Genomic DNA, 18,034 nt, shown 5'->3' on the forward strand with positions numbered 1-18,034 from the left:
CAATGAACTTCCTCACGTTGCTGGTTGCGATCTTCCTGCTGAGCTACGGCGCGCTGGCGCTCATCATCTGGCGCCGCCCGCTGGTGGGCCGGATCGCCTTGCGGGAGGCCGTTCGCCGGCCGGGCCAGACTGCGGTGGTCGTGGGCGGGCTGATGATCGCCGGGGCCTCGATCTTCCTGATCCAGGTGATCAGCGACAGCATGTACGAGTACAACCGCGCCTCGGCTGTTCGCAGTTGGGGACGGGACGACATCGAGGTTACCGCCGGCGGAACGTTGTTTGATCCGGCGTTGACCCAGAGGCTGACTACCGATCCGTCGCTGAGCTCCGCCGCGGCCTTCCAGAGCACCGTAGTCGTGTCGGGCTCTGTGGTGGACGTCGACCGGAACCTCGGGAAGCCGGGCATTCAGCTCACCGGCTTCGACATCGGGGTCCAGCGCCGTTTCGATCCATTCGTTCTCGCCGACGGCCGATCAACCTATGGCGACGAACTCGCCACCGGTGGTGTTTTTTTGACGCAGGCCCTTGCCGACGACATCGGCGCCCGCCTGGGTGACCATCTCAGCGTCCAGGCAAGTGGGCCGTCACCTCAGCTGGCCACGGTCGCCGGGATTATCCAGCGACAGGGCGCGGGCGCCTACGGCAACCGGCGATCAGCCTTTGGGTCGCTGCCGACGATCCAGCGTCTGGTCGGGTCAGATCGCATCAACCTTGTCCGTGTGTCCGCACGGGGCGACGGTGATGCTGAGGTGGCAGCGGGCCGCCAGCTCGCGCCGCTGGTCCGGGCGGCCGTCGCCGGCGACGGCGTGCAGGTGCTGGAGACCAAGCGTGGGGCGCTGGAGCTCGCCAGCCAAATGCAGAACGCGTCACGGGGCTTCCTCACGTCCTTGGGGGTCATCGTGGCGCTGGCTGCAACCGCCATGGTTGCGAACCTGGCGGTGATGCTGGCGGAGGAACGGCGCCCGCGGCTCGCCGTTCTACGCGCCCTCGGCCTGACCCGTGGCGGGCTGGTCCAGCTTTCTCTAACGGAGGGAGCGCTCTACAGCCTGGCCGCGGCCCTGGTGGGGGTCCCGGTCGGCCTGGCGCTGGGGGCGCTGATCGTCTCGCACCCGCAGAACTCAGAAGGTACCGGGTTCGTCCTTTCGGTGGTGCCCGGGTCGCTCTTCGGATCGGTCGCCGCCGCCGCACTGATCAACCTGGTCACGGTGCTCATCGTTTCCATCGGCACGTCTTCGATGGCCATCTCGGCAGCGATCCGCGACCTGCCCGAGCCGCAGCGACCGAGGCGCTCGTCGCAACGGCGGCTGGCGGTACTGGCGCTGATCGGGCTCGGCGGGCTGGCCGCGGTCGCGTTCGGCAACCCTTTCCTCCGCGTGTCGGGTGGCGCGCTCGTGATCGCCGCCGTTTCGGGGCTGCTCCGGGGTCGGGTCTCGGACCGCATCCGTTTCTCGGGCGCTGGTCTGGCGGCCGCCGCGTGGGCGATCGCGTACTGGTGGATCGTCAGCCGCACGATATCGGCAGCCCAGGGGACGGGGCCCCTTGCGGGAGCGCTAGTCGTTTCGGTCGTGGGCCTCTCCGTGCTGGTGGCGTCGAACCTCGGCTTGCTGGAAAAGGTCGGCGGGGTCCTTGGCCTCCTTTCTGGTTGGCTGCGGGCAACGCTGCGACCCGCGCTGGCTTACTCGTCGCGCCGCCCGCTGCGCACCGGCCTTGTCATCGCGGCCTTCTCGATCGTTACGGCCGTGCTGACCATCAGCCAGGCCGCAGTGAGCGGCGCAGAGCGCGATTTACCAGCCAGCACAGGTGGGTGGGATGTCCGGGCGACCGTGGTGGGGACAAATGAGCTCGCGCTGCCGGCGGAACTCGCGCCGAAGGTGGCGCGGCAGGAGAGCGTCTCCAATCGCACCTTCCTGGGGCCGGTTAAGTGGACCTTTGCGGACTTCAGGGGCGCGGTCGACTGGCACCAGGAAGCGGTCACGGTCAACGGGTTGAGCCAGGAGCAGCTCGCCGGCGGCATCATGCCCCTCATCGATCGCGACCACCGCTTCCAGAACGACGCGGCGGCCTGGGCCGCCATCAGCAACGACCCCGAGTTGGTGGCGTCACCAGAGCCGGTTGGCTCGGTGGCCTACCTGACGACTGGCCAGGGGACATTGCGGTTCAAGGTCGTCGCGCAGCTCCCCACCGTGGGCAATGGGGCACCAGGGATTCTGCCGGGACTGACCGGTTCGCGGCGGGCGCTCGCATCACTGGCAGGCTCCACGCCGGGCGCGACGCTGCTGTTGAAGACCGCCCCCGGCACCACGCCGCAGGGCCTTGCCCGCGATGTACAGCGGGCGCTGCTGGCGCAAGGAGCCGAGGCAAGCCCGGCGCTCCAGTTGGTGGAGGAGCAGTACGCCGCCAGCCGAGGCGTCCTCGATTTCTTCGTCCTTCTGATGCGGGTCGGACTCCTGGTCGGCATCCTGGGCCTGGGCGCAGTCGCGCTGCGAGCCGTCATCGAGCGTCGCCGGGCAATCGGTGTCCTGCGCGCGATTGGCTTCCAACCGCCGCAGGTCCTCACCGGCATGCTGATCGAAACGGCGCTGATCGCTAGCGCTGGGCTTGCCGTCGGCCTGGCTGTTGCCTATGGGCTTGGAGGGGCGCTCTTCACCAAACTGTCTCCGGACGCGCCCTTCAGGCTCGATGGCGGTGGATTTTTCCTGACGGTGGGGCTCGTCTACGCCGCCGTCCTCCTCGTAACTTTCCTGCCCGCCCTGCGCGCCGCCCGGCTCCGGCCCGCCGAGGCGCTCCGCGCCGTGGGCTGAGATGCCCCAGCTCGACACCGGGACGCTGCTCCTCGGGGCCATCCTGGCGGCAATGGCGCTCGCGACCGTCGGCTACGTCGCCGTCACCGCCGTTCGCGGGCAGCGCCGTGATGCGGCGCGCCTCGGTGCGATCGGCTTCGTGCGAAGCAGTTTCGCCAGCCGCCTCGATCGCACGATCCCGTTGAACGAAGTCCTGCGCGACATGACCGAGTCCCTTCGTCGCAACCTCGGGCTGGACGCCGCCGAAGTCTGGACCGCGTCCGGGGGAGCGCTCGAACGCACGATCTCCGATCCCGAGCGGGGACCGGCACGTTTTCCGCTGACCGGATCTGAAGAGTCGATCGTCGCTCACGCGCCGGTCTCGGGGATCGCCTGGGCGAAAGTCTGGCTGCCGGCAGTGCTCGCGGGGAGAAATGGGGCAGCGATCCGCATTGCGCCGGTGAGCCACACCGGCCACCTGCTGGGGCTGATCGTGGCGGAGCGCCGATCGGGCGCGCCGGCGTTGCCGGCTGAGGCCGATGCGACCCTCAAAGAGCTCGCCCGCGAAGTCGGGGTGGCGATCAACAACGCCCGCCTCGACTCGGCGCTCGAGGCCACGCTCGAGGATCTGCGGCAGCACGCCGAGGCGCTGGAGGCGTCACGGGCTCGCGTCGTGGTGGCTGCTGACGCCGAGCGTCGGCGGATCGAACGCGACATCCACGACGGGGTGCAGCAGTATCTGGTCGCGATTTCTGTGAAGGCGCGCCTGGCCCGCCAGCTGAACGACCGTGACCCGAAGCGAGCCGCCCAGCTACTTGAGGAGCTCGGCCAGGATATCTCGAAAGCGCTCGATGAGCTGCGCACGCTCGCGCACGGTATCTATCCGCCGTTGCTCGCCAGCGAGGGACTCGGTGCCGCGATGGTGGCCGCGGCGCGCCGGGCGGTCATTCCGACGCAAGTGCACGCGGACGGTATTGGTCGCTACCCTGCCGAGCTGGAAGCGGCCGTCTACTTCTGCTGCCTGGAGGCGTTGCAGAATGCCGGCAAATACGCCGGCGAGGGCGCCACGGCAACGGTTGGGATCCGGCAGGAGAATGACACCCTGCTGTTTGACGTTCAGGACACCGGTGCCGGCTTTGATCTCTCGACGCAGGCGCGTGGCGCCGGCATGACGAACATGATGGACCGCGTTGGCGCCGTAGGCGGCACGCTGCGGGTCGATTCCTCGCCGGGCCACGGCACGACCGTCTCCGGAGCGGTACCGCTGCGAACAGCCGTGGAAGGTCCGGCAAACGCTACGGGATCGTGATCGTGCCGACCATCCCGGCCTGACGATGCCCGGGGATCCGGCAGTAGAACGTGTAGGTGCCGGACGGCGCTGTGAACGTGATGCGCCGGTGGCTCCCGACCGGTAGCGGCAGCTCGACGGCGAGCTGATCGATGGTGACCGTGTGCCAGAAGAGGTCGTCGTTGGTCACGTAGAGGGTGACCTGGTGCGAGGTTGCGGTGATGCTCGCGCTGGAGTACGCGGTGTTATGGATCCGAAGTGCCAGATCGTTCGGCCCCTGCGTCTGCTCCTTGCCCCAACCGGTGACCGCGGCGGCACCCAGGCAGAGGACGAAGGTCGCAATCGCCCCGATTGTCACCGCAGCCGCAGCGCTCTGCGCCGCCCGCTGCCGGCGGTCGAGAAGCCGGCCGGCGACGGCGATAAGCCCGGCGACCGAGGCGCACGCAAGCGCCAGCGGCTCCACGATGTAGAGCAGCTGCTCGTGATTGCGAGCGTTGCTCCAGGTGGCGGTGATCATCCAGAAGGCGACATCGGTGAAGAGCAGGCCGAGGACGATGACGGCCGCCGTGTAGACGCCGCGTCTTTGCCTTGCCCTGGCAAGAATCACCACGCCAATCGCGAACAGGACGGCGAAGGCGAGCGCCTCCCGGTCGAAATGGGCGATGCCAACGACGGCCTGCAGCATCGCGACCGCGATCGCGGCCCAGAGAAGGAGCCTTGACCATCCCGCGGGGGTCCCCGCCGTGCTCTCCTTCAAAGCGGGACGGTAAATTTCCGTTCTCATCTGCCGTCCTCCTCACGGCGGTGGCCCGTCGCCAGCTCTGCGAGCGCGTCGGGTGAAATCTGATCAGCGCTGGCCACCGCGACGCGGGCGGGAGTAAGCGCGCGCAGCGTGGCGGTTCGCCTTCCGCCTTCGAGCAATGCCCGCTCCCCGAGGATGGCGCCCGGTCCGACCTCGGCCAGGCCCTTTCCATCGACCTCCACCGAGAGGACGCCGTCGAGCAGCAGGAACAGCTCCTCCCCGGATTGACCCTGCTCGACGAGCGCGTCGCCCTGGTTGAGTTTCCGAACCTTTGGCTTGGCACCGCCCCGCATGATGGTCTGGGACAGTTCGCGTTCGAGCGCGGTCTCGACTTCGGTCACGAAGGCGGGCGAATCCTCGGCACCCCACGGCGTGCGCTCGCCGAAGATATCGCCGGACCAGCTCTTGAAATCGGTGACCGCCACTTTGTTCGCCAGGCGGCCGGCATCGTCATAGATCCAATGCCTCGGGAAGGGACTGGCGCCGACGACATCGGCCTTCGACGAACCATCGGCGTGGATCGTGAGCGCAAGTGTGGTCCAAACGAGCGGTGGCACGATCTGCACGAACGGGGGGCGGTTGAGCTTGCGGGGCAGCGGCATCGCGACGCGTCCGCCACTGGTCTGGACGAAGCGAACGGACAGCTTGCCGGCTTCCGGCTCCGAGCGGATATCGGGCATGCCGATCGCCGAAAAGAGAATTTTGCGCGAGCCGAACCCCAATTTGGTCTTGCCAATCCAGCCCCGGCCCGAATGCCCGTGGCCGACGATCAAGCCATTCTCGACCTCGACCCAGGCACGAAGTTCGTTGATGAACCGGACCGCCCCGGAACGCGACAAGGCCGGGATGTCGCCAAGTTGATCCCCGGGTGGATCGTCGTAGTGCACCGGACCCAGGTCAAATGGCAAGCGCATCATTCCCGGGATCGCTTCCGACGGTATCCAGGAGACCGAGGTTGTCGACGATTCGTAGCGCATAGCCAACCTCCCCTTGCGGTGTGTTCGGTTCTATCGCAAGGCTAGACGGATGGAAGATCGCCGTCCATGGTGGAAACAGGCCGCACAACGGGCGGGTACCACGAATCTGAAGAGGGTGGCCGCCCCCAGCCCTATTCCAGCAGCCTTCCGGCCACCTCCATTTCCTCGTCGGTCAGCTGCCGCTTCAACGTGGCCGGAATGGCGGGAACCGGCTCGCTCCAGACCGTCAACGGCCGGTCTCGCGCCTCCAGCCGGGTGTAGAAGTTGCGCTCCAAGGCTGGATCCAGAGCCGGGAAGTCGGATCGGTTATGAGCCCCGCGGCTCTCCCGCCGCTCGAGCGCGCAGCGAAGCGTTGCCTCCGCCGTTCGGAGTCCGGCGCGGAGGTCGAGTACATGGCCCAGCTCGAACCATCCTTCCTGCCCGGGCCGGATGTCGACCGTCTCCGCGGCCTCCGCGAGCTCGCCAACTTTTCGTAAACCGCCGCGCATTCTGGCCTCATCGCGAACGACCCCACAGTGCTCCCACATGAGATTGCGCAGCGCCCGCTGCAGTGGACGCGCCAGCTCGCTTCCCGGCTTGATCAGACGCTGGAGCTCGTCTTCCGCCTCAAGCACCGCCTTCTTGGAGCGACGCTGTACTTCGGATTCCTGCGAATGGGCGGCCGCGGCAGCGCCGGCCCGCCGACCGAAGATGACGGTCTCCGCGAGCGAATTGCCCCCCAGGCGATTGGCGCCGTGCAGACCGGAGGTGCACTCCCCAGCCGCGTAGAGGCCAACCACGTCGGTGGCATGCGTCTCCGGATCGACGGAGATGCCGCCCATCGAGTAATGCGCCGTCGGCGCCACCTCCATCGGTTGCTTGGAGATGTCGAGCATCTGGTATTCGATGAACTGCCGGTACATCCTCGGCAGCTTCTGGAGGATCTCGTCCTTGGGGTGATGGGAAATGTCCAGGAACACTCCACCGTTAGGGCCGCCTCGGCCCTCGATGATCTCGGTGTAGATGGCCAGCGCGACTCGATCGCGCGCGCTCAGCTCCATGCGCGCCGGGTCATAGCGGGTCATGAACCGCTCATGGTCCTTGTTGTAGAGATGGCCGCCCTCGCCGCGAACCGCCTCGGTGACGAGCGTGCCGGCGACCTCTTCCGGCATGACCATGCCGGTTGGATGGAACTGAACCAATTCCATGTCCATCAGGCGGCAGCCGGCCTCGAGCGCGAGGAACATGCCCTCGCCATAGTTTTCGTCACGGCGCGAGGAGCTGCGCCGCCAGAGCCGGGTGTGCCCTCCGGCCGCGATGACAACCGCGTCCGCCTCGAAGACCGTCCGCTCCCCGGATACGAGGTCGAAACCATAGGCGCCGAAGCAGTTGCCGTCGGCGACGAGGAGACGCGAGACATATTGATCTTCGATCACCGGGATCCCGAGCTGCTGCACTTTGCCGGCCAGCGTGTACAGGATGGCCCGGCCGGTGTAGTCGCCCGCGTAGCAGGTGCGCCGGTACTTATGCGCGCCGAAGAAGCGCTGATCGAGCCGGCCATCCTCGAGGCGCGCGAACTGGCAGCCCCAGTCGGCGAGCTCGCGCACCGCGTCCGGCGCCTCCCGGGCCATGATCTCGACCACGCGCGGATGGCCGAGGAAGTAGCCCTCGCGCAGCGTATCGGCGAAGTGTTGCTCCCACGAGTCCTGCGGATCGCGCGTGCCGAGAACGGCATTGATGCCGCCCGCCGCCAGGACGGTATGGGCGTCCAGCCGGTCGCGCTTGCCCACCACCAGGACCTGGCTGCCAGCCTCGGTCGCGGCGATCGCCGCGCGCAACCCGGCGGCGCCCGAGCCGATGACGAGCACGTTGCAGACCCGGCTGCGCGCCGATGCTGGGGGCATGGATTACCCCTTCTCTTCCGACAGGTAGAGCAGGGCAGCTCTGACTCGCCGGTGCGTGTCCTTCTCCTCGGCCAGGCTGAGCTTGGAAAAGATCGAGTTGATGTGCTTCTCGACAGCTCGCTCGGTGAGGAAGAGCGTGGCCGCGATCGCCGCGTTGTTCTTCCCCTGGGCCATGAGCGCGAGGACCTCGTGCTCACGCGGGGTGAGCTCGGCGAGCGGCGACTTTGGCTTGCGGGCCTTGGCCGCCACCAGGCTCTCGATCACCTTGGGATCGATGACCGAACCGCCGTTGGCCACCTCGCGGATGGCGGTCACCAGCTGCTCGATGTCGGAGACGCGCTCTTTTAATAGGTACGCGCGGCCGCTGGCGCCCTTCTGCAACAGCGCCAGCGCATAGTCCGGCTCGCTGAACTGGCTGAGGATGACGACGCCGATCCGTGGGTGGTGCTGGCGCAGCTGCTCGGCGGCTCGAATCCCTTCGTCGGTCCCGGTTGGCGGCATGCGGATGTCAGTCAGCACGACGTCCGGCTGATGCTGCTCGACCGCCGCTAACAGGGAGTCAAAGTCCGTGCACACGGCGACCACTTGGAGCTCCGGCTGGGCGTCGATCAGTTGCCGGACGCCTTCACGGACGAGGTAGTTGTCCTCGGCCAGCACGACGCGGATTGGCACGGCAACAGAATAGGGCTTCACGCGGGGTCCAGCGGGTCGAGCTGGCCGCCGAGCTCAGGGGGTGCTGGCACCATTTTTGCGGCCCTGAAAATCTGTCATTCTGTATCTGGTCACATGGCAGTACGGGTACTCATCGTTGACGATCAGGCGCCGTTCCGGCAGGCGGCGCGGGCCGTCGTCGAGGCGACCGACGGCTTCGAGGTGATTGCCGAATCCGAAACCGGCGAGGCTTCGGTCGAGGCAAGCCAGACCCTGCACCCCGACCTGGTCTTGATGGATGTCAACCTGCCTGGGATCAACGGCCTCGAGGCCACCCGGCAGATCCTCAAGAACTCCAACGGCACCGTGGTCGTGCTGCTCCTCTCCACCTACGAAGAGGCCGAGTACGCGCCGCGTGCCGCCGAATGCGGGGCATCCACCTACATTTCGAAGTCCAAATTCGAGCCCGACCGGCTTGCAGCTGCCTGGGAAGGTGCCCAGAAGCACTAGGATCTCGAGTCGCGTCGCGATCGCGTTCGCCACAGTGGCGGTGACGTTCGAGCTGGTGGCGGGTTTGATGTACTCCGCGGCCGCCGGTTTCTCCAACGGCCTGAGCGTCGACCCATCGAAGCTGCTCGCGTCAGGTCTCACCGGCGCCACGCTCATCCACTGGGGCAGCCTGATCGACATGTTCGGATACGTGTGCCTCGCCCCCGTCGTCCTCTACCTGCGCGATCGTTACGCATCTGCGAAATACGTTGATCTCTTTGCGGCGGCCGGCCTGGCGGTCGTCGTCATCGGGTCGATCGGCGCGGCCTCGATGGCGACGGCAGCCCCGGCAATGATCAGCGACTACGTCGCGGCGAGCGCGGCGCAGAAGCAGGTCATCGTGCCCGCCTTTGCGACCTTGTACCGCGTCGTCGTCCTGGGAATGTGGCAGACGCTGGAGACAATCCCCGCGGCAGTGTGGCTCCTCGGCACCGCGTACGCCGCGAGGAGAGAGGGGCCGCGGTCTGTCTTTGCGATCCTGCTTGTCATTGGAATCGTCAACGCGGCCATCGCGCTCTACCGGCTGGTTGCCGCCGGCTAGACCAACAGCCCAAGCGGGATTGACCCGCCGAGGGTGCCGTTCTCGAATTGCAACGAGCCTCCAAGGGCTTCGACCCGGTCCTCCATCCGCTGTAACCGACCGTCCAGAGGTCCGCAGCCGCTGATCGAAAAGTCGACGCCGGTATCGCGCCCCCCAAGGCGCACGGCAGCCGGACCGGTTGCGCCCTGTAATGCCTCGACACAGCAGTAGTAGATCGCGGCCTCGACTTCGGACGGATAACGGTCGATCGTGTCGCTGTCGATCGCCACGGCTGGACTCACTCTGGCGAGGTGCGTCCTGAGCGCAGCGGCGAGTCCCTCGTCTTGGAGTACCGGCGGGTAGATCCCGCGAGCAAGGTCGCGTAGCTCCTCGAGGACCGCGGTGGCCTGCCCGGTCAATTGCTCAAGGGTCACCACGGCAGCTCCCGGGTCGCTGGTCAATCCCAGCTCTACCGAGGTCAACGTCTCTCTGATGCGGATGAGCTCCTCCTCGCTACCGCGCCGGATCGTTTCCTCGAGGCGCCGACGCTCTTCGTCCTGCGCCGCGACGATGCGCTGACGGGAGGTCCGCAGCTGGGCGGCTTGCGACGAGATTTCCGCAAGGCGGCTCCGGAGTTCTACGGTCATCCGCACGTTGTGCATCACCAGCCCGGCCTGGGCTGCGAGGTCAGTTAGCAGCTTGCCCTCCGCCGGCGTGATCGGCTCGCGCGCGGCTTTGGCGACCGCGATTTCGCCCATCGCCTCGCCGCGATACGAAACTGGCAGAACTCGGTCGAATTGGTCAGCTTCCAGTCCGGCCGGCCAGGACACGACGCGCTCCGATCCATTCGGAAGGCCGAGGCGGATCCGGGTGGCCTTCGCTCCGACGCCGCGCGCCGCCGCCTCGGCCATCCTCGGCAGCACCTCATCGGCGGAAAGGGCGCCGGCCACCCGGTCGGAGAAATCGGCCATGACCTCGTACGGTGTTGCCCGCTTGCCGTAGACCAGCCGGTTGGCGATCCGTTGCACTCGCTCCCGCACCGGCTGAAACGCGACCGCCACGATCGCGGTCGCGACGATCGAGAGAGCCAGGTTGGGTCTGCCCGCGCTGCCGACCAAGGTCCCGATCCCGACCACGATCCCAACATAGACGCCGGTGATGAAAATCGCGAGGGTGCCGAACACCAATGACTTGTTGATAACGATGTCGATGTCATAGAGCCGGTATTTCAGCATCGCGATCGCGATGCTGATTGGCAGCGCTGGAATGAATAGCGTCAGCACGACCGACTGGATCTGCTGCGGAATTCCGGAACCGTGCATCATGAAGGGGACGATGACTAGCACGCCGCCGAACACAAACCATTTGAGCTGCTGACGCTCCTGACCTCGCGAACGCCTGAATCGCACCACCAGGGAAGCGACCGCGCCGGCTACCGCGATGAACAGGGGGATGACGCCGACGTTTGCGAGGGTGGTTAGGAGGGCGGTCTGACCGACGAGCCCCATCGGGTTGTTGATGCCGTGAAGGCCCGATAGCGGTCCGGGAACAAATGCATTGCCGATCCCGGCCAGCACGATGAACGGGATCGCAAGCCAGGCGGGGAAGCGCCATCGCGGCGACAGGGCGCGGCCGGTAGGGAAGAGCAGCGGGACGAAGACGACGAGCAGTGTGCTGATCGGAATCCAGAGCCAACCCGAGGTGAGCCAGGCGATGGCGAGGCCGCCGGGCCAGGATCCGTGCTCTCGAATCAGCGCGAACGCCGCATAGACGGATCCGGCGTAGTTGAAGGTGATCAGCAGGCCAATAAGGGTGAAGACCCATCCCAGCGCGTTTCTCGGCTGACGTGAAACAACCAGTGCTCCGATCGCTGAGAGGGACAGCGCCCAGAGCATCGGATAGAACGACCACACAAGCGATGTCGACACCCCAAGTCCAGGCACCGTGTCGAGTAGGGAGCCGCCGATGCCCAGCGCGGCGGACAGCCCGGCGGCGCTCCAGGCGATCCGGGCCGCAGTACGGGTGGTCACAACACAGCCTCCATCGCCCCAATGGGGACCGTTCCGCGGACACGTGTGCCGCCGTTGGCCGTGGAGCGGATCTCGAGCCAGCCGCCCATGCCTTCGATCCGATCCATCATGTTTCGAAGTCCGGAACCCCTGGCTTCCCTGGCCACGTCGAAGCCGGCTCCGTCGTCGCTCACCTCAAACGAGAGCTCATGGATAGACGAGCGCAGGTTGATCTCGACGCGAGAGGCCCGGGCGTGCTTGGTAACGTTCTGCAGCGCTTCGAGGCAGACGAAGTAGACGGCGGCCTCGACCTCGACCGGGTAGCGTTCGAGGTGACCAGCGTGGAGGGTGACTGAAAAGGGCAGCTTCGCCACCTCGACGCGTATCGCCGCAGCGAGTCCTTGCTCCCGAAGCAGCGGTGGGTAAATGCCGCTCGCTAATGCGCGGAGCGTCTCCAGCGCCTGATCGCTATCGGACTCGAGCGCCTTCACCGAAGCCCGCGCGCGCTCAGGATCACGCTTGGCCAGGCTGGTGGCGAGGCGCAGTCTTACGGTCAGCGCCACGAGATTCTGCTGAGCGCCGTCGTGAATGTTTCGCTCGAGCCGGCGCCGCTCCGCATCTTGCGTCGCCACGATGCGCTGCCGCGACGCCCGCAGCTCGACGGCCTGTTGCGAGATCTCCGTCAGTCGCGCCTGCAGTTCAGCCGTGAGGCGGACGGTCTGCAGCACGAGGCCCGCTTGCGCCGCCAGATCGGCGAGGAGCTTCTCTTCGATCGGTGTCAGCAGTTCACCGGTGCGCTTGTTGATGCTCAGAGCCCCGAGCAGCTCCCCCTGGTGCCGAACGGGCACGATGCGGCTGACCCCGGGGACCGCCGGGAGCAGCTGGCCGCTGATCGCGACGCGCGGCGACACAGGGCCGTCACCGGAGGGCCAGGAGGCGGCGGGCGCAATGCCATCACCGAGCCGAATCCACACATCCGCGCGCGATGCGCCGGTGCCCTCGGAGAGCACGCGAGCCATCCGCGGGAGGACGTCCTCACTCGAATAGGTGCCGGCGACGCGGTGCGAAAACTGCGAGAGGACCTCATAGGGAGTGGCGCGTTTGCCATAGACCAGGCGGTTGGCCAGGCGCTGGACTCGCTCGCGGACGGGCTGGAAGGCAACGGCGACGATCGCGGTAGCAAGGACCGACAAAGCGAGGTTCGGCCGGCTTCCGCTGCCGAGCAATCCGCCGATGCCCACGACGATGGCGACGTAGACCGCCGTGATGAATGTCGCCATCGCCCCGAAGACGACCGACTTGTTGATGACCAGGTCGATGTCGTACAGGCGGTATTTGAGAACCGCGATGGTCGTCGCCACCGGTAGTCCGTAGGCCACGGCATAGGCGCCGACCGTCCATTCGATGTCACCGACCCAGTGCGAATGAGTCAGGGCGCCGAGAGGTATCGCGATAAGGACGTCCACGCAAACAAGCACCACCACGTAGAGAAACCACTTGAGCTGTTGCCGCTCTTCGCTCGCCGCCCGGCGAAATCGGGAGAGCATGCCGGCGCCGCAGGTGAGGATAAGCAGGACGAGACTGATGTTGAAGACCGCCAGCGCGATGTTGATCAGGCCCGCCAGCTGCGGCAAACCGGTCGGGTTCGGTAGGAGAGCGAACTGGTGATAGATTCCCTGATTACCGGCCCGAAGCTCAAGCGGCCGGACCATGTAGACCACCCCCTCGAGGGCAGCCTCGATCACGATCAACCAGAGGATCGGCCGCCACCGCGGTGACGGCGGCCGCCCGGTCGGAAACAGCAGAACCAGGAGCGGAAGAATGGCCCCCGTGGCCACCTGACCGACCCATGGATAGAACCAGGCGACGAAGGCGGCCGCGGGGAGAGACCCGGGCGCGATGACAAAAGCGCGGAGCGCGTACTCGCCGGCGAACGATTGGATCTGGATCCATAGGGCAAACCCCAGGACGAGCCAGCCAATCGGATTCTCGGGCCGTCGCAAGGCGATCAGCAGGCCGAGCGCGGGAAAGACCAGGAAGAACCCGAGTCCCAGGCCCACGAGAACAGGGTTGCCAAAGCCCACCGCTGTGCTGTCGATGATGGTGAGAGCGAGGAAGGCCGCGCCGATGGCGAGCGTCAAGCCGAGGAGGAACCAGGCGAGCCGCCGGGCCTTACGCTGATTCACGCGATCGGCTCCAGGGCGCGCGCCGGAATCCAGCCTTCGACGGTGGTTCCGGCACCTCGCGCCGATCGCACCTCGAGGCTGCCGCCCAGTGCGCGGACGCGGTCGGTCATCGTTTGCAGGCCGGGGCCTGGTTCGCCATGTTGCTGCTCGAACCCTGGGCCGCTGTCGGTGATCGAGAATGTCGCGCGGCCGTCTGTCGCGCTTAACCAGACAACCGTCGGGGCCGCGCCGGCGTGCTGGGCAACGTTTTGCAGGGCCTCGACGCAACAGAAGTACACGGCACCTTCGACCTGCTCATCGAAGCGATTGGTTGCGAACTCTCGATCCGTGTCGAGCTGGACGGGGACGCGGGCCTTTTTCAGATAGGCCTGCAGCGCCGCGACCGCTCCCTTGTCGATAAGCAGCGGAGGGTAGATGCCGCGGGCCAAATCGCGCAGCAGCTCGAGGATTTCGTTGGCCTCATCGGTCAGTTGGCCGAGGACGGTGGCCGCCCCGGCGGCGTCGCGCTGGACCAGCTGGCGGGCGCCGGCAATTCGGCCCGCGATCGACAGCAGGCGTGGCTCGGTTGCCGCCTGGATGTTGCGCTCCAGCTGACTCCGCGCGACGTTCCCCGCGGCCACCAGCCGCTGGCGCGCCGCACGCAGCTCGGCAGCTCGAGCGGAACTCTCACGAAGTCGCGCCTGGAGCTCCACTGTCAGCCGCACATTCCGGATGACCAACCCCGCCTGGGCGGCCAGGTCGGTCAGCAGATTCTCCTCGACCGGCGTCAGCCCTTCCCCTGGACGCTTATTGATACTCAGGGCACCGAGCAATTCCCCCTGGTGCCGAACCGGAACGATCCGGCTGACGCCCGAGACCGGCGGAAAGCCCTGTCCGGCAATCGAGACCGGCGACGGGGTCGGACCGTCGACCGCCGGCCACGCCGCCGCGGGAACGATCTGGTCGTCCAGGCGGATCCAGACGTCCGCGCGCGAGGCACCCGTCGCCTCGCCCAGCACGGTGGCCATTCGAGGCAAGACCTCTTCACTGGAATAGACACTGCCGACGCGGTCGGAAAACTGCGACAGCACTTCGTACGGCGTGGCACGTTTGCCATAAACGAGGCGGTTGGCAAAGCGCTGGACCCGGTCACGAACTGGTTGAAATGCCACCGCCACGACGGCCGTCGCAAGAATCGATAGGGTGAGATTGGGTTGGCCGGCCGAACCGATGAGGTTTCCGATGCCGACAACGATGCCGACGTAGACCGCGGTAATGAAAGCGGCAAGGGCAGCAAAGACGACCGACTTGTTGATGATGGGGTCGATGTCGTAGAGACGATATTTGAGGATGGCGACCGCGGCCGCTCCGGGGAGCCCTATATCCAGGGCTAAGGTCAAGAGCGACCAGCCCACGGCCGACACCAATCCGGTCCCGCTGAAAACCGGAGTGATGGAGACGACGAGGACCGCACCTGCATAAGCAAGCCACTTGAGCTGCTGCCGCTCCTCACCTCGCGAGCGAATGAAGCGCAGGACGAGCGCGCTCAGCGACGCGATCCCGATCACAGGAAGAGCCAGTTGCAGGGCCGCTGCGCTCGTCAGCAGCAGGGCGCGCCAATCGTTGACGCCGGTCGGATTCATGGCGAGGTTGAACCGATGTCCCTCGCCAAGGTTGGTGCCCAGGATCGGGCCCGGTGTGAGGATCGCGACGATCGCTTGCAAACCCGCGACCGTCAGGGCGAGCCAGGCGACGACCTTCCAGCGACCCGACAGCAGCCGACCGTTCGGGAACAGCAGGAAAAACAGCGGCAGCCCGCCATCGAGGGCCAGATACAACGGCCAGAATTGAAGCCACGCGACGAATGTCGCGGCCGGAAGCGACCCGGGCGCCGTGTGCAGGCCGAGGATCGCGTACTCCAAACCAAAGAACGCAATCGCGTAATTCAAGCCGAGGACAGCCAGGATCCATCCGACCGGATTCCTGGGATGGCGAACCGCAATGAGGGCACCAAGTGTGCTGTATGCCAGGCCCGGAAGGAAGATCGTTGGAACGACGATAAAAGAGGCGCCGCCCAGCGTGGAACGGTTGGGGAAAAGGAGCAATAGCCCGGCGGCCGTAAAAACGAGAGCGACGCCCCAAATCGACAAGGCGAGCCGGCGCGCCGCAGGCGCGCTCATACGACCGGCTCCAAGTTGCGGATAGGAACGCGACCCTGCACCGACGTTCCGCCTTCGCGCCCGGGAATCACCGTCAGGTGACCACCGAGGGCTGCCAGCCGGTCGGCGATATTCTGCAAACCAGAGCCGTGGCGGACGCGCAGCGGGTCGAACCCGCCCCCGTCGTCGTCGACGGAAAACGCCAGTTCACCGCCTCGGTCCTCGAGACGGATTCGCACACGTGTCGCTTTGGCGTGCTTCACCACGTTCTGGAGTGCCTCGAGACAGCAGAAGTAGACCGCGCCCTCCACCTCGGACGGATACCGCGTCAGGCTGGTCGCTGAGACGTCGATAGGGAGGGGAAACCGCGCGCCCTGGGCGCGGACGGCCGACTCCAATCCCAGCTCGCGAAGGATCGGTGGATAGATGCCCCGCGCCAGCGCGTGAAGCGTCTCGAGCGCCTGGTGGGTCTCCCCCTCGAGCTCGTCAAGGAGCCGGGCCGCGCGAGCGGGGTCGCGTTTCGCGAGCGTCGCCGCCAGTCGAAGCTTCACGGCGATCGCCACCAGGTGCTGCTGCGCACCGTCGTGGATGTTGCGTTCCAGCCGGCGCCGCGTCGAGTCCTGGGCGGCGATGATCCGGGCGCTGGACGCCTGCAGCTCAGTGGTTTGGGCCGAGATCTCGGCCAGGCGCGCCTGAAGTTGCCGGGTCAGTTGCAGGTTGCGGAGGACGACGCCTGCCGGTGATGCGAGATCGGCCAGCATCTTTTCATCGACTGGCGTGACGGCTTCGCCACGGGCCTTTCGAATGCTGAGCGCGCCGAGCAGTTCCCCCTGGTGCTGCACGGGAACCATGCGATCGCTGCTTGACCGTTCGGTGATCGAAGGCGCCGTCATCGCCGACCCATTTGGTGCGGGCCAAGAGGCGAGGGTGGTATTTTCAGCGCCCTCCTTCGCCCAGATCACGGCCTGTACGGCGCCAGTCGATTCGGCGATGGTTTGCGCCAACCGCGGCAGGACCTGTTCATCCGAGTAGGTCGATGCGAGGCGGTCCGAAAACTGCGACAGTGCCTCATAAGGAGTGGCGCGCTTCCCGTACACGAGCCGGTTCGCTACACGCTGGATCCGTTCACGAACAGGTTGGAACGCAACCGCCACGAGCGCGGTCGCCAGGATCGAAAGCCCAAGATTTGGCTTACCACTCGTGCCCACCAGGCGGCCGATGCCGACCACGATCGCGACGTAAACGGTCGTGATGAAGATGGCCAGAGCGCCGTAAACGAGCGACTTGTTGATCACGAGGTCGATGTCGTAGAGCCGGTACTTCAAGACGGCAATCGCCGTCGCGACGGGGAGCCCAACGACGAATCCGGCCAGGAGGACGGCAAAGGAAAAGTCCTGTAGTGCTGGGTTGCCTGTAAAGCCAAATGGACCGCCGCTCCCCAGGAAGGCCGACCCGAGGACTCCGACAGCGATGAACGACCCGACGTAACCCACCCATTTGAGCTGCTGACGCTCATCGCCTCGTGCCCGAACGAGTCGGATCACAAGTCCAACCGCCGCGATCAGGATCAGCACGAACGCTCCCATCCGTCCGACGATGTCGGCCAGGTCGAGCGCCCCGCCGAGCGCGCCGATGCCGAATGGATTCTGGACGCCGAAGTCGGTGCCTGGCCCGCTCGGCGGCCGGAGCGCATCGCCCATGCGGCCGGGTGAGAACATCGAGCCAACCACCATGAGCAGGGCGCAGCTGATGCTGACCCAGACCAGGGGCCGCCAGCGCGCTGACGCCGGCCGGCCGGTCGGGAAGAGCAGCAGCACGAGGGCGATACCGGCGGGGAAGACGAACCAGAGTGACCAACGCTCCAGCCAGGCGAAATACACGGCCCCGGGCAGCGAGCCCGGATGGTCGACCAGGCCGCGGATCGCGTACTGCTGGGAGAAGGTGGTCAGGGCTCCCAGGAAACCCATGGCGCAATAGAGCCAGCCGATCGGGTTAGCCGATCGCCTGGATGCGATCACCGCTCCCGTCGTCGACAGGGCAAACCAGGCGGTGGCGTTCCACCAGGATCTGTTGGTCACGAGCAGCACCAGGGTTGACACGCTCAATCCCAGGGCGAGAACCCACAGCGACCAGGCCAACCAGGCGGCGGTCGTCGGCCTCAGTTTCCCGAGCACGCCTCGATCCTGAGCCATATTCGGGATTCCGTCGAGGGGGGAGTCACCTACCCGGCCGTAGGGCTAGCCCCCCTTTT

At 66.4% G+C, this 18,034-nt stretch carries 12 protein-coding genes; 4 read left to right on the forward strand and 8 right to left on the reverse strand.

The genetic code is table 11. From position 1 onward, the window contains the following. Positions 1–2: 2 nt before the first annotated feature. The gene (locus tag VHK65_00920; GenBank protein ID HVS04714.1) at positions 3–2,801 is read left to right on the forward strand and encodes an FtsX-like permease family protein; all 2,799 of its coding nucleotides are present in this window, start codon (positions 3–5) and stop codon (positions 2,799–2,801) included. Position 2,802: 1 nt separating this feature from the next. Beyond that, positions 2,803–4,089, forward strand: coding sequence for a GAF domain-containing sensor histidine kinase (locus VHK65_00925; protein ID HVS04715.1), 1,287 nt, complete (start codon positions 2,803–2,805; stop codon positions 4,087–4,089). On the opposite strand, the gene VHK65_00930 is transcribed toward VHK65_00925, so the two are convergent. From VHK65_00930 to VHK65_00945, 4 genes are all read right to left on the reverse strand, one after another. Further along, on the reverse strand, positions 4,076–4,852 hold the full coding sequence (locus tag VHK65_00930) for a cupredoxin domain-containing protein (GenBank protein HVS04716.1): 777 nt from the start codon (positions 4,850–4,852) through the stop codon (positions 4,076–4,078). The two genes, VHK65_00925 and VHK65_00930, sit on opposite strands and share 14 nt — an antisense overlap. Next, positions 4,849–5,643, reverse strand: coding sequence for a cyclic nucleotide-binding domain-containing protein (locus VHK65_00935; GenBank protein HVS04717.1), 795 nt, complete (start codon positions 5,641–5,643; stop codon positions 4,849–4,851). Before VHK65_00935 ends, VHK65_00930 begins: the two co-directional genes overlap by 4 nt. Before the next feature lie 335 nt (positions 5,644–5,978). Further along, entirely contained in the window at positions 5,979–7,730 is a 1,752-nt protein-coding gene (locus VHK65_00940; protein HVS04718.1) for an FAD-dependent oxidoreductase, read from the reverse strand. Positions 7,731–7,733: 3 nt separating this feature from the next. After that, on the reverse strand, positions 7,734–8,402 hold the full coding sequence (locus tag VHK65_00945; protein ID HVS04719.1) for a response regulator transcription factor: 669 nt from the start codon (positions 8,400–8,402) through the stop codon (positions 7,734–7,736). Positions 8,403–8,516: 114 nt separating this feature from the next. Between VHK65_00945 and VHK65_00950 the strand changes: the two genes are divergently transcribed. Continuing rightward, a complete protein-coding gene (locus VHK65_00950) occupies positions 8,517–8,891 on the forward strand; it encodes a response regulator transcription factor (GenBank protein ID HVS04720.1) in 375 nt (124 codons plus the stop codon). Between the two features lie 34 nt (positions 8,892–8,925). After that, a complete protein-coding gene (locus tag VHK65_00955) occupies positions 8,926–9,471 on the forward strand; it encodes a hypothetical protein (protein HVS04721.1) in 546 nt (181 codons plus the stop codon). On the opposite strand, the gene VHK65_00960 is transcribed toward VHK65_00955, so the two are convergent. From VHK65_00960 to VHK65_00975, 4 genes are read right to left on the reverse strand one after another with little or no spacing between them, the layout of a single operon-like run. Next, on the reverse strand, positions 9,468–11,480 hold the full coding sequence (locus VHK65_00960) for a hypothetical protein (protein ID HVS04722.1): 2,013 nt from the start codon (positions 11,478–11,480) through the stop codon (positions 9,468–9,470). The genes VHK65_00955 and VHK65_00960 overlap by 4 nt on opposite strands. Next, positions 11,477–13,645: a histidine kinase gene (locus tag VHK65_00965; protein HVS04723.1), complete on the reverse strand. Its 2,169-nt coding sequence runs from the start codon at positions 13,643–13,645 to the stop codon at positions 11,477–11,479. The genes VHK65_00960 and VHK65_00965 overlap by 4 nt, the downstream gene beginning before the upstream one ends. Beyond that, entirely contained in the window at positions 13,642–15,804 is a 2,163-nt protein-coding gene (locus VHK65_00970; GenBank protein ID HVS04724.1) for an ATP-binding protein, read from the reverse strand. The genes VHK65_00965 and VHK65_00970 overlap by 4 nt, the downstream gene beginning before the upstream one ends. Then, positions 15,801–17,957 (reverse strand): histidine kinase, encoded by a 2,157-nt coding sequence (locus VHK65_00975; GenBank protein HVS04725.1) that lies wholly within the window; start codon positions 17,955–17,957, stop codon positions 15,801–15,803. The genes VHK65_00970 and VHK65_00975 overlap by 4 nt, the downstream gene beginning before the upstream one ends. Positions 17,958–18,034: the final 77 nt, after the last annotated feature.

The sequence above is a fragment of the Candidatus Dormiibacterota bacterium genome (assembly GCA_035544955.1).
In the GTDB taxonomy this organism is placed as follows: Bacteria; Chloroflexota; Dormibacteria; order CF-121; family CF-121; genus CF-13.